This window comes from Paraplanobispora siamensis, from assembly GCF_016863175.1.
Lineage (GTDB): Bacteria > Actinomycetota > Actinomycetes > Streptosporangiales > Streptosporangiaceae > Planobispora > Planobispora siamensis.
On sequence record NZ_BOOJ01000070.1, the window covers coordinates 44,745 to 57,499 of the forward strand.

Below are 12,755 nucleotides of genomic sequence, written 5' to 3' on the forward strand. Positions count from 1 at the left end.
AGTAAGGACCTGTCGTTCGAATGATCTGTGTTTTGGGTGCCGGGGTCTCCGGCGCCGCCGCCGCCCGCCTGCTGGCCCGGCGCGGCGAGCGGGTGGTCGTCCTGGAGGGACGGGACGGGCCGCGCCAGCGCGCCGCCGCCGCGGAACTGGCCGCGGCCGGGGCCGAGGTGCGCTTCGGCGAGCCCGCGGAGGTCCCCGAGGGCACGTCCCTGATCGTCGCCACCGGCTGGCCGCCCCACCACCCGCTGCTGGTCCGCGCGGCCGAGGCCGGGGTCGAGGTGATCGGCGAGGTCGAGCTGGCCTGGCGCCTGCGCCCCGCCGGCGCGGCGCCGTGGCTGGCGCTGACCGGCACCAACGGCAAGACCACCGCGGTGCGGATGCTCACCTCGATGCTGACCGCGGCCGGCCACAAGGCGCTGGCGGTCGGCAACGTGGGCGTCCCGGTGGTGGAGGCCGTGGCCGAGCCGTACGACGTGCTGGCGGTGGAGCTGTCCAGCTTCCAGCTGCACCGCTCGCCCGGGGTGGCGCCGCTGGCCGCCGCGGTGCTCAACGTCGCCCCCGACCACCTCGACTGGCACGGCTCCATGGAGGAGTACGCCAGGGCCAAGGGCGAGATCTTCGCCAGAGCCGGGACGGTCGTCTACAACGCCGACGACGAGTGGTCGGCCCGGCTGGCCGAGCCGTACCCCGGCGCGGTCGGCTTCACGCTGACCACGCCCAGGGCCGGGCAGATCGGCGTGGTCGAGGACCTGCTGGTGGACCGGGCGTTCGTGGACGACCCCGTGCACGCCGCCGAGGAGCTGGCGACGCTGGCGGACGTGCGGCCCTTCGCGCCGCACAACGTCTCCAACGCGCTGGCCGCCGCCGTCCTGGCCAGGGCCTACGGGGTGCCCGCGGCGGCCGTGCGGCAGGGGCTGACCGACTTCGTCCCCGACCCGCACCGGATCGCGCACGTCGCCCAGGTGGACGGGGTCGACTACGTCGACGACTCCAAGGCCACCAACCCGCACGCCGCCGCCGCGTCGCTGGCCGCCTACCCCTCGATCGTCTGGGTGGCCGGCGGGCAGCTCAAGGGCGCCGACGTCGAGGACCTGGTACGGCGGGCCGCCCCCCGGCTGCGCGGCGCGGTGCTCCTGGGCGCCGACCGCGAGCGGATCCGGCAGGCTCTGGCGCGACACGCCGAGAACGTCCCCGTGGTCGAGGTGGGCGGGCAAGACACTGGGGTCATGGACCGTGTCGTCGTCGAAGCCGCCAGGCTCGCCACCCCCGGAGACACCGTGCTGCTGGCCCCGGCCGGCGCCTCCCTGGACATGTTCACCGGATACCCGGCCCGCGGGGAGGCGTTCGCGCGGGCCGTGCACCGTCTCGCGGACCCGGAGGCGGGCGGCGGACGGGGCGGAGAGTGACCGCCGGAGCCGAACAGGCGCAGGCGGCTCCCGCGGCGGAGCTCAGGAGCGGCCTGACCCGCCTGCGCGAGCTGCTCGCGCGCCCGCTGCTCTCCTACCACCTGCTGCTGGGCGTCAGCGCGCTGCTGATGGCGCTGGGGCTGATGATGGTGCTGTCGGCCTCCAGCGTCGAGGCGCTGCAGGAGGTCGGGGACCCGTTCTACTGGTTCTTCAAGCAGTCGATCTCGGCCTCGCTGGGGATCCCCATCATGTGGATCTGCTCGCGGCTGCCGGTGCGCTTCTTCCGGCTGGCGGGCTATCCGCTGATGGCGCTGTCCATCATCGGCCTGACGATCGTGCTGTTCGTGGGCACCTCCCAGCTCGGCGCCCAGCGCTGGATCGACCTCGGGCCGTTCTACCTGCAGCCGTCCGAGCCGGCCAAGCTGGGCCTGCTGCTGTGGGGCGCCGACCTGCTGGCGCGCAAGGCGCGCAACGGCAGGATCGAATGGCGTCACCTGTTCATCCCGCTGATGCCGGGCACCGCGCTCATGGCCCTGCTGGTCATGCTGGGAAGCGACCTCGGCACCACGATCATCCTGATGGCGATCTTCCTGGCGCTGCTGTGGGTGGTCGGGGCGCCGCTGAAGCTGTTCGGCGGGATCCTCGGGGTGGCGACGCTCGCCACCATCGTGATGATCAGCACCGAGGGCTACCGCTCCGACCGGATCGAGGGCTGGCTCCGGCCGTGGGCCAACGCCCAGGGCACGGGCTACCAGGCGGTGCAGGGGCAGATCGCGATGGGCAGCGGCGGCTGGTTCGGTCTCGGCCTGGGCTCCAGCCGGGCCAAGTGGAGCTGGATCCCGCACGCCGAGAGCGACTTCATCTTCGCCATCCTCGGCGAGGAGCTGGGCCTGATGGGCACGCTCGTGGTGGTCACGCTGTTCGGCCTGATCGGCTACGCCGGCCTCCGGGTCGCCACCCGGGTCAAGGACCCCTTCGTCCGGCTCGCCTCGGCCGCCGCTGTGGCCTGGATCACCGGCCAGGCCATCGTCAACATCGGCGCCGTCATCGGCGTGCTGCCCATCACCGGCATCCCGCTGCCGCTGGTCTCCTACGGCGGATCGTCGCTGCTGCCGACCCTGGCCGCGCTCGGAATGCTGCTGTCGTTCGCCAAGCACGAACCCGGGGCACGGGAGGCTCTCGCCGCCCGTGGCCCCGGACCGGCGGCTCGGGCTCTAAGCTGGCTTGGCCTGGGCGCCCGGGGATCGACGCGGCGGCCGGGTCCCCCAAGACGATGAGTTCGACGACATAAGCGAAAGGACCGACCTGATGAGAGTGGTCCTCGCCGGCGGCGGTACGGCCGGTCACATCGAACCGGCCCTGGCCCTGGCCGACGCGCTGCGGCACCTGGATCCGAACATCGGGATCACCTGTCTCGGCACCGAGCGGGGCCTGGAGACGCGGCTGGTCCCCGCGCGCGGATACGAGCTGCAGCTCGTGCCCGCCGTACCCCTGCCCCGCTCCATCACCCCCCAGCTGCTGACCGTGCCGGGGCGCCTGGCGGGCGCCATCAACACGGCCGCGCAGATCATGGACCGGGTGCGGGCCGACGTCCTGGTCGGCTTCGGAGGCTACGTGGCGACCCCCGCCTACCTGGCCGCCCGGCGGCGCGGCGTGCCGATCGTGGTGCACGAGGCCAACCCCCGGCCCGGCCTGGCCAACCGCCTCGGCGCCCGGCTGACCGACCACGTGTTCACCGGTCACCTGGAGACGCCCCTGCCCAAGGCGGAGCACATCGGGATCCCGCTGCGGCGCGAGATCGTCGGGCTGGACCGGCTGTCCATGGGCGACAAGGCCCGCTCCTGGTTCGGCCTGGAGGCCGACCTGCCCACGCTGCTGGTCACCGGCGGCTCCCAGGGCGCGCGCTCGCTCAACCAGGCGGCGCTGGCCGCGGCCCCGGCGCTGCGCCAGGCCGGCATCCAGGTGCTGCACGTCATCGGGCCGAAGAACACCCTGGAGCAGGAGCCCCCGCCCGGCGACCCGCAGTACGTCGTGCTGCAGTACGTCGACCGGATGGACCTGGCCTACGCCGCCGCCGACTTCGCGCTGTGCCGCAGCGGCGCCATGACGTGCGCCGAGCTGACGGCGGTGGGCCTGCCGGCGGCCTACGTCCCCCTGCCGCACGGCAACGGCGAGCAGCGGCTCAACGCCGCGCCGATCGTGCAGGCGGGCGGCGGGATCATGGTCGACGACGCCGACCTGAGCCCCGACTGGATCATCCGGAACGTCCTGCCGGTCCTGTCCGACCCCGAGCGCGTGGTCGCCATGTCGGAGGCCGCCGCCCGGATGGGACGCAAGGACGCCGACACGGCGCTCGCCAGGCGGGTGCTCCAGATCGCGGCGCAGGGGAGAGGCTGAGGATGGGCGCAGGACGAGGAGCGGTGAGCGGTCGATGAGTCTGGTCAAGCTGGTGGATCCGGTCGCGGCCGAGGAGCTCGGGCGGGTCCACTTCATCGGGATCGGCGGGGCCGGGATGTCCGGCATCGCCCGCATCCTGCTCAAGCGGGGGGTCCAGGTCTCGGGCAGCGACGCGCGCGGCTCCGACATGGTGATGGCCCTGCGCGAGCTGGGCGGCGTCGTCCACGTCGGCCACGCGGCCTCGAACATCAAGAACGTGGACACCGTCGTGGTCTCGACCGCGATCCGCGACTCCAACCCCGAGCTGGGCGAGGCGCTGAGGCAGGGCCTGCGGGTGATCCCGCGGGCCGCCGCGCTGGCCTCGGTCATGGCCGGCCGGGTCGCGGTCGCGGTGGCGGGCACGCACGGCAAGACCACCACCACCTCGATGCTCACGGTGGCGCTGCAGAGCTGCGGCGCCGACCCGTCCTACTGCGTGGGCGGCCAGCTGGTCACCACCGGCCTGGGCGCCGACGAGGGCACGGGCGAGGTGTTCGTCGCCGAGGCCGACGAGAGCGACGGCTCCTTCCTCATGCTCGCCCCCGACATCGCGGTGGTGACCAACGTCGAGCCCGACCACCTCGACAACTACGGCGACCCGCGCGCGGTCCACGACAGCTTCGCCCGGTTCGTCGAGCGGATCGGCACGACGATGGTGGTCTGCCTCGACGACCCCGGATCGGCCGAGCTCGTCTCGCCGGCCCGGGCGCGCGGCCTGAAGGTGATCACCTACGGCGAGAGCGAGGAGGCCGACCTCCAGGTGACCGGCATCACCCCCGACGGGATGGGGATCTCCTTCGAGATCCGCGGCCAGGGGCGGGTCCGGCTGGCGGTCCCGGGCCGTCACAACGCCCTCAACGCCGCCGCGGTCATCGCCGTGGCCGCGGAGCTGGGGGTGTCCTTCGAGGCGATCCGCGAGGGCCTGGCCGCCTTCACCGGGGCCAAGCGGCGTTTCGAGGCCAAGGGCGAGGCGGGGGGAGTGGCGGTCTTCGACAGCTACGCCCACCACCCCACCGAGCTGGCCGCCGACCTGCGCGCCGCGCGGGACGTGGTGGCCTCCTTCTCCGGTTCGGGCCGGGTCATCGCCGTCTTCCAGCCGCACCTGTACTCCCGCACCCGGTTCTTCGCCGAGGAGTTCGGCACGGCCCTGGGGCTGGCGGACGAGGCGATCGTGCTGGACGTCTACGGCGCCCGGGAGGATCCCGAGCCCGGGGTCTCCGGAGCCCTGGTGGCGGGCAAGGTGCCGCTCCCGGCCGAGCAGGTCGCCTACGCCCCGCTGCGCGAGGAGGTGCCGGCCCTGGTGGCCGGCCGGGCGCGGCCCGGCGACATCGTCCTGACCATGGGCGCCGGCGACGTGACCGAGCTGGGGCCCCGGATCGTCGCGGAGCTGTCCGCCCGGTGACCGTGAGGGCCGGGCGCGTGAGGGGGATGCGATGACCTGGACCGAGGAGGACCCGGAGGCGGGGGAGGTACGGCGGGGCGCGGCGACGCGGGACCGCGGTCCCCGGGCCGCCGGAAGGGGGAAGGACGGCCCACGGCTCCCGGACCCGGAGGAGGACGACTCCGGGCCCGGAGGGCGTGACGCCGCCGGAAGCGTGGGGCGTGACTCTTCCGGGCCTGCGGGACGCGACGCTTCCGAGGCCGGGGGACGCGATGCCGCCGGATCCGCGGGGCGCGACGCCGCCGGATCCGCGGGGCGTGACGCCTCCGGGGCCGGACGGCGCGGCGCCGGGCGGCGGCCCGCCGGGCGGGCCGCGGGCCGCGGCGGGGTGTGGCGCACGGCCTTCCTGGCGCTGCTGACCGTGGGGGTCGTGGGCACCGCCGCCTGGCTGGTCTTCGTCTCCCCGGTGCTCGGCGTGCGGGAGGTCCGGGTGGTGGGCAACGTGGACGTCCCCGTCCCGCAGATCCGGCAGGCGGCCGGTGTCGCCGACGGCACGCCCCTGGCCACCGTGGACGTCGCCGAGGTACGCAACCGGATAGCCGCGATCCGGCAGATCGAGTCGGTACGGGTCAGCCGCGGCTGGCCCGGCACGCTGGAGATCGAGGTCGTCGAGCGGGAGCCGATAGCGGTGATGCCGGTGGGCGGCAAGGTCGCGCTGGTCGACCGGTACGGCGTGGTGACCGAGATCAGGGCGGTCGCGCCACCGGCCCTGCCGGTGCTGCGCCTGAGCCGGCCGGGCGATCCCGCGTCGACGGCGGCGCTGGCCGTGGTCGACGCGCTGCCGCCGGAACTGGCCACGCGGGTCGCGGAGGTGATCGCGCCGACCGCCGAGACGGTCTCGTTGCGCCTGCGCGACGGCCGCTCGGTGCTGTGGGGCGGGAGCGACCGCCCCGCCGACAAGGCGAGAATCCTCACTACGCTGCTGAAACGCCCCGCGGACACCTATGATGTGAGCTCGCCGGATGTCGTGACGGTGAGGTGACCGCGGCTTCTGCGGCGCCCCGCGGGCGCCCGCGCGGGACCTCTGGCGAAAAGGACAGGCTGCGACACGCCGGGCGCACTTGCGGCGCGGTTAGTTGACCCGCCCGGAGCGTAGCTCCTACTGTCCGTATCAATCCTCAGGTTGACATAAATCTAAATCTCAACTTGAGGTTGAGGGTTGAGAAAACGACGGCACGGCCCCGTGCCGCATGAAATTGCAAGTCAACGAGCGGAAAGGCCCCTCGTCGTGGCAGCACCGCAGAACTACCTCGCGGTCATCAAGGTTGTAGGAATCGGCGGAGGCGGAGTCAACGCCGTCAACCGGATGATCGAGGAGGGACTCAAGGGCGTCGAGTTCATCGCCATCAACACCGACGCCCAGGCGCTGCTCATGAGTGACGCCGACGTCAAGCTGGACGTCGGGCGTGAGCTCACGCGCGGCCTTGGCGCGGGGGCGAACCCCGAGGTCGGCCGGAAGGCGGCGGAGGACCACCGCGAGGAGATCGAAGAGGTCATCAAGGGCGCCGACATGGTGTTCGTGACGGCGGGAGAGGGCGGTGGCACGGGCACCGGCGGCGCTCCGGTCGTGGCGAACATCGCGCGGTCCCTGGGAGCCCTGACCATCGGCGTGGTGACCCGGCCCTTCAGCTTCGAGGGCCGCCGCAGGGCGATGCAGGCCGAGGCCGGCATCGAGACGCTGCGCGCGGAGGTCGACACCCTCATCGTGATCCCGAACGACCGGCTGCTGTCGATCTCGGACCGCCAGGTGAGCGTGCTGGACGCGTTCAAGGCCGCCGACCAGGTGCTGCTCTCCGGTGTCCAGGGCATCACGGACCTCATCACCACCCCGGGTCTGATCAACCTCGACTTCGCCGACGTGAAGTCGGTCATGTCCGACGCGGGCTCGGCGCTGATGGGCATCGGGCACGCCCGCGGTGACGACCGGTCGGTCGCGGCGGCGGAGATGGCCGTCTCCAGCCCGCTGCTGGAGGCCAGCATCGACGGCGCGCACGGCGTGCTGCTGTCGATCGCGGGCGGTTCCGACCTCGGCCTGTTCGAGATCAACGAGGCGGCCCAGCTCGTCTCCAACGCGGCGGCCCCGGACGCCAACATCATCTTCGGCACGGTCATCGACGACGCGCTCGGCGACGAGGTCCGGGTCACGGTGATCGCGGCCGGGTTCGACGACCCGCCTCCGGGCAGCAAGGCCACCGCGCCCCAGGGGGCCGCGCGCCCGCAGACCGCCCGCCCGGCGACGCCGCCCCCGGTGGCGGCCCGCCCGTCGACCCCGACGGTGAAGAGCGAGGTGCGGCCCGAGCCGAGGACCGCGCAGGCCGCCGCGCCCCCGCCGGTGCGCACGGTCACGCCGCCGGTCACCCCGCCGCCGCCTCCTCCGGTCGCGCCGGTGACGCCCGCGCCCGCTCCGCAGGCCGAGGCCCAGCCCGTCCCGCAGCCGCAGCCGGCCCCGCCGGTGGAGCAGCAGCCCGAGCCGCAGCGCACCGAGGAGCCCGCGGCCCCGCAGGTGTCGATTCCGCGGCCCACGCCCGAGCCGCCGCAGCCGACCCCGATCCCCGCACGGCTCCCCGACCCCGGCCGCAGGACCCGGGTGATCTTCGAGGAGCAGGAGGAAGAGCTGGACGTCCCGGACTTCCTGAAGTGATATTGCTCACGGCAGGGCGGGTGTCAGCCGGGTCTGTCGTGGGCGTCACAATGGTTTCCGCCTGTTTGTCTGCATTCGAGCGGCGGAGACGTGACGGAAGAGAAGCGACGGGACCAGATCGCGGCCGCTCTGGCCGAAGTCGAGGCGAGCATCGCCGAGGCGTGCCGGGCGGCCGGTCGCGCCCGCGAGGAGGTGACCCTCGTCGCGGTGACCAAGACCTATCCGGCCTCGGACGTGCGGATCCTGGCCGATCTCGGGATCCGGCACGTGGGCGAGAACCGCGACCAGGAGGCCGCGGTCAAGGCGCACGAATGCGCGAATCTCGGTCTCACCTGGCACTTCGTCGGCCAGTTGCAGACCAACAAGGCCCGTTCCGTGGTCGGCTATGCCGATGTCGTGCACTCGGTGGACCGCCCGCGCCTGGTCGAGGCGCTCAGCCGGGAGGCGGTCAGGGCGGGACGCGAGGTCACCTGCCTGGTGCAGGTCGCGCTGGACGACGACCCCGGGCGCGGTGGTGCCCAGCGGGCGGATGTGATGCCCGTCGCCGACGCCGTGGCCGGTGCCCCCGGCCTCCGGCTGGGAGGGGTGATGGCCGTGGCGCCGCTGGAGGAGGATCCGGCCCGGGCGTTCGCGCGGCTGCGGGACATCGCCGAGTCGGTGCGGGCCGGCCACCCCGGCGCCAGGATCATCTCGGCGGGGATGAGCGGCGACATGGCCGAGGCGGTGGCCAACGGCGCGACACACCTGCGCGTCGGTACGGCGTTGCTCGGTCGCCGCAAGCCCTTAGTCAGGTAATGTCCCTTCAAGTGGGCCTTGGCGTTCACACGTCCCGGACAGTGGTCGATCGGCGGTGGGCTGCAAGGGGGGAAGGCTGCCACCCCGAGCCAATCGGAGTAAGGCGGAGGAAGAAGTAGCGATGGCCGGCGCGATGCGCAAGATGGCGGTCTACCTCGGTCTTGTCGAGGACGACCGCTACGAGAGATACGACGCCTACTCCGACGACGAGTACGACGAGTTCGACGACTCGCGGCGTGGGACCGACGAGCGGCCTGGCACGGTCCACGACCGCGAGGAGGACACCGACGCCGGGGTCCCGGCGCCCAGGCCCGCGACGGCCGTCCTGGAGCGCCGTACGACCGATCTGGCGCGCATCACGACGCTCCACCCGCGCACCTACAACGAGGCGCGGACGATCGGCGAGCACTTCCGGGACGGCACTCCGGTCATCATGAACCTGACGGAGATGGTTGACAGCGACGCCAAGAGACTTGTCGATTTCGCGGCAGGTCTGGTCTTTGGCCTACACGGGAGCATCGAACGTGTTACCAACAAGGTGTTCCTGTTGTCCCCTGCCAATGTCGAGGTGACCGCCGAGGACAAGGCCAGAATCGCGGAACGCGGGTTCTTCAACCAGAGTTAGAGTGCCACTATGCACATCGAGTCGAAGCTCACCCCGTCCTTCCGGGGAAGGCGGACCGGGACGGAGGCAGGTCGACAGCGTGGAGATCGTTAGCGGGATCCTGGTCTTTGTCCTGTCCCTGTACCTGGTTCTGCTGATCGGCAGAATGATCTTTGAGACGGTGCAGGCGTTCGCACGCCAGTGGCGCCCCACGGGGGTCGTCCTGGTCCTGGCGGAGGCCATATACACGGTCACCGACCCACCTCTCAAGTTCCTCCGCCGTTTCATTCCGCCACTCCGGTTGGGTACGGTTGCCTTTGACCTAAGCTTCACAGTGCTCTTCATTGTGGTCTTGGTCTTGATCCAACTCGTGTCCGCGCTTCAACCTAGTTGATCGGGTACCGTCCCTCCGGACAGACTCCAAGCGCGCCAAGGAGACCGAAATGCCGCTGACACCCGCTGATGTGCGGAACAAGCAGTTCAGTACGACCAGGCTCAGGCCGGGCTACGACGAAGAGGAGGTCGACGCCTTCCTCGACGAGGTCGAGTCCGAGCTGGACCGCCTCATTCAGGAGAATGAGGAGCTCCGCGCCAAACTGGCGGAGTGCATGCGGGGCAAGGTGCCCGGCGGGATGGGCATGGCCATGGCGCCGGCGCCCGTCACCGAGCCCAAGCCCGAGATGATGATGCCCCCGCAGCCGGAGCCGATGCGGGCTCCGGAACCGGTGCAGCAGCAGCCCGTCCCGGTCGGCATGGGCATGCCCCCGGCCGAGGACAACATGGACACCGCGGCCCGCGTGCTCGCCCTGGCCCAGCAGACGGCCGACCAGGCGATCGCCGACGCCCGCCGGGAGGCGGACGAGACGGTGACCCGGGCCCGCCGCGAGGCCGACGACATCCTCGGCAAGGCCCGCCGCCAGGCCGAGCAGGTCATCGGCGACGCCCGCGCCCGCGCCGAGACGCTGGAGCGCGACGCGCAGGAGCGTCACCGCCAGGCCATGGGCTCGCTGGTGCAGAACCGCGACGAGCTCGAGCGCAAGGTCGAGGAGCTGCGCTCCTTCGAGCGGGAGTACCGCAGCCGCCTCAAGCTCTACCTGGAGAACCAGCTGGCCGAGCTCAACGTGGCCGCTGAGGGCAGCGGAGGCTTCCCGATCGTGGGCGGCCCGGTGGGCGGGCCTCCGGCCATGTCCCACGCCGCCGCGCCCGGAGCGCAGCAGCCCCTGCAGGGCGGTCCCGCCAACCCGTTCGGCGGAGAGCCGCAGCACCCCGGAGCCTTCCAGGGTGCCGACGGTCCGCACAACGACCGCCGCTAAGGTCCGGGTCATTCCTGTCTGACCCGTACCCAGGAGTTCCTCTGTGATCCTCATCAGCGCTGGTTTGGTCCTGACGGCCGTCGTCCTGCTCATCGCGGGGGTCGTGCTGGCCAAGCCCTTTCTGGTCATGTGGTCGATCGCGGTCAGTGTCCTGTCCGCGGTCTTCCTGGTGATCGGGGCGTTGTTGCGACGCCATGAGCTGTTTCCCGGCAAAAGCAGCGCCGGGACGGCTCCGCCGCTCCCCTACGGGGGACCGGCGACGGCCGGGCCGATGCCCGCGCCGCACATGGCGACCTCCCACCAGCACCGCGCACCGGTGGGTCCGCCCGTGTCGGCTCCGCCCGGCATGGGGCAGGCGGTCCCCGGCGTGGGACGCACGCCGTCCGCGGCGACCGGAGCCCGTCCCGTCCCGGCGGCCGGATCGGCCTCCGCGACGCGGCAGGGCGTCCTGGACGCCGACGCGATCGTGCTGGTGATCCCCGGTCGCAGGCGTTACCACGTCGCCGGGTGCCGCCAGCTGGCCGGCAGGGAGCACGAGGAGCTCACCCACGAGGAGGCGCGTGAGGAGGGCTTCACGCCCTGCACCACCTGCCTGCCCGAGTTCACCGCCGCGGCCCAGGACGCCCCCGTCCGCGCCCAGGAGCCCACCCGGCCCCAGGCCGTCCGGGAGCCCGGTCCCGCCGAGTCCCGGCCCCAGACCTTCGGGGAGTCCGGCCCCACCACAGCCGAACCCCGGCAGGTCTCCGGGGAGTCCGGCTCCACCGCCGCCGCGCTCCGGCAGGTCCCCGGGGAATCCGGTCCCGCCGAGTCCCGGCCCCAGACCTTCGGGGAGCCCGGCTCCACCGCCGCCGAACCGGCCGCCCACGAGGCCACGGCCCGGTTCAGCCCCCCGTACGGGCCGGTCACCCCAGCCGCCCGGCGCCCCGGCGCCCAGACCCCCGCGCCGTCCGAGGCGGCCACCTCCTCCCAGCAGGCCGGTGCCTCCTCCGCTCAGCCGTCCGGGACCTCCGAGACCGGGACCTCCGAGACCGGGACCTCCGAGACCGGAGCCTCCGAGCAGCCGCAGCCCGCTTCCTGGGCGTTCACGCCCGCCACGCAGGACTCCGCGTCGCCCGGCACCCGGCCGGACGCTCCGGAGTCCGAGGGACCGGTCGCCCGGCCGTACGTCCACGGACCCGAATCGGCGGACGAGACCACGAAGGTGCCGCCGCGCTCCCAGGAGCCGGTGAGCCCCTTCGCCTCCCCGTCGTTCCCGATCCAGACGCCCGCGCCGTCACCCGCACCGGCCACGGAGGACTCCGGGGCCACCAGCTGGTTCAGCCGGGACGTCGTCCCGCCCCCGGCGTCCGCACCGCAGCCGCCGGCGGCATCGGAACCTCCGGTCGCACCGGAGCCGGAGGCCACGTCTCCGGCGCTGCCCCGGCCCTCCGCGCCGGAGGACCCCGCGGACTCCGCCGAGCCGGCGGCCGTGGGACCGGAGAGCCCCGCCGCGCGGGAACGCACGGCGGCGGAACCCACCTCAGAAGATCAGCAAGACCCCACCGAGCTGGTGGGGCCGACCGGGACCGTGCCCGGGCGCGCCGGGCAGCCGGTGCCGGTCGGCTCCACCTCTGAGACTTCGGACGCCTCGGCCTCCGCCGGGGCGTCCCCCGCCGAGGAGGAGGCTCCCCGGCAGAGCCCCGCCTCCTCGCCGGGGGCTCCCGCGCAGGCTTCTCCCGCGCGGGAGGAGACGCTCGCCGAGACCCTGGCCGAGGACGACACGGACACCCCGCCCGAGGGCATCCCCGTCGTCAGGCCCGCCGAGCCGCCGCAGGACGAGGCGCACGCCTCCCCCGAGGGGATTCCCGCCGTCCCGGCCGGGCCCTCCCCGGACACGGTGAAGGTCATCGTGGGCACCCGCCGCTTCCACAGCTCCGCCTGCCCCCTCGTCAAGGGCGTGGACGACGGCGGCCTCGAGACCATGTCCCTGGCCGAGGCCGAAGAGGCCGGCCTGAGCAGCTGCTCGGTCTGCGAGGGTGGCACCACCCCCTGACCGGGCCGCCCGCCGCCCACGGCGCGGGGAGGCGCCTGCTGTGCCGATGAGGAAGGGCCCCGGGGGAGGAGATCCCCCGGGGCCCTT

At 73.1% G+C, this 12,755-nt stretch carries 11 protein-coding genes; all 11 read left to right on the top strand.

Annotated features, from left to right (window positions below):
* Positions 1-20: 20 nt before the first annotated feature.
* The 11 genes from murD to Psi01_RS36775 all read left to right on the top strand — a co-directional run bounded on the left by murD (position 21) and on the right by Psi01_RS36775 (position 12,668).
* Entirely contained in the window at positions 21-1,406 is a 1,386-nt protein-coding gene (gene murD, locus Psi01_RS36725) for a UDP-N-acetylmuramoyl-L-alanine--D-glutamate ligase (protein ID WP_204068769.1), read from the top strand.
* Entirely contained in the window at positions 1,403-2,683 is a 1,281-nt protein-coding gene (gene ftsW, locus Psi01_RS36730) for a putative lipid II flippase FtsW (RefSeq protein ID WP_204068770.1), read from the top strand. Before murD ends, ftsW begins: the two co-directional genes overlap by 4 nt.
* Before the next feature lie 31 nt (positions 2,684-2,714).
* The gene (murG, locus tag Psi01_RS36735; protein ID WP_204068771.1) at positions 2,715-3,803 is read left to right on the top strand and encodes an undecaprenyldiphospho-muramoylpentapeptide beta-N-acetylglucosaminyltransferase; all 1,089 of its coding nucleotides are present in this window, start codon (positions 2,715-2,717) and stop codon (positions 3,801-3,803) included.
* A 34-nt stretch (positions 3,804-3,837) separates the two neighbouring features.
* Positions 3,838-5,244, top strand: coding sequence for a UDP-N-acetylmuramate--L-alanine ligase (murC, locus tag Psi01_RS36740; protein WP_204068772.1), 1,407 nt, complete (start codon positions 3,838-3,840; stop codon positions 5,242-5,244).
* A gap of 31 nt (positions 5,245-5,275) precedes the next feature.
* Positions 5,276-6,265 carry a cell division protein FtsQ/DivIB gene (locus Psi01_RS36745; protein WP_204068773.1) on the top strand — a complete coding sequence of 330 codons (990 nt, stop codon included), beginning with the start codon at positions 5,276-5,278 and terminating at the stop codon, positions 6,263-6,265.
* 246 nt (positions 6,266-6,511) lie between these two features.
* The gene (gene ftsZ, locus Psi01_RS36750; RefSeq protein WP_204068774.1) at positions 6,512-7,924 is read left to right on the top strand and encodes a cell division protein FtsZ; all 1,413 of its coding nucleotides are present in this window, start codon (positions 6,512-6,514) and stop codon (positions 7,922-7,924) included.
* 90 nt (positions 7,925-8,014) lie between these two features.
* Entirely contained in the window at positions 8,015-8,719 is a 705-nt protein-coding gene (locus Psi01_RS36755) for a YggS family pyridoxal phosphate-dependent enzyme (RefSeq protein WP_204068775.1), read from the top strand.
* 121 nt (positions 8,720-8,840) lie between these two features.
* Positions 8,841-9,344 carry a cell division protein SepF gene (locus tag Psi01_RS36760; RefSeq protein WP_204068776.1) on the top strand — a complete coding sequence of 168 codons (504 nt, stop codon included), beginning with the start codon at positions 8,841-8,843 and terminating at the stop codon, positions 9,342-9,344.
* Between the two features lie 79 nt (positions 9,345-9,423).
* Positions 9,424-9,717: a YggT family protein gene (locus tag Psi01_RS36765; protein ID WP_203876773.1), complete on the top strand. Its 294-nt coding sequence runs from the start codon at positions 9,424-9,426 to the stop codon at positions 9,715-9,717.
* A 49-nt stretch (positions 9,718-9,766) separates the two neighbouring features.
* Positions 9,767-10,636: a DivIVA domain-containing protein gene (locus tag Psi01_RS36770; RefSeq protein ID WP_203876774.1), complete on the top strand. Its 870-nt coding sequence runs from the start codon at positions 9,767-9,769 to the stop codon at positions 10,634-10,636.
* 43 nt (positions 10,637-10,679) lie between these two features.
* The gene (locus tag Psi01_RS36775; RefSeq protein WP_204068777.1) at positions 10,680-12,668 is read left to right on the top strand and encodes a hypothetical protein; all 1,989 of its coding nucleotides are present in this window, start codon (positions 10,680-10,682) and stop codon (positions 12,666-12,668) included.
* The last annotated feature ends 87 nt before the right edge of the window (positions 12,669-12,755 follow it).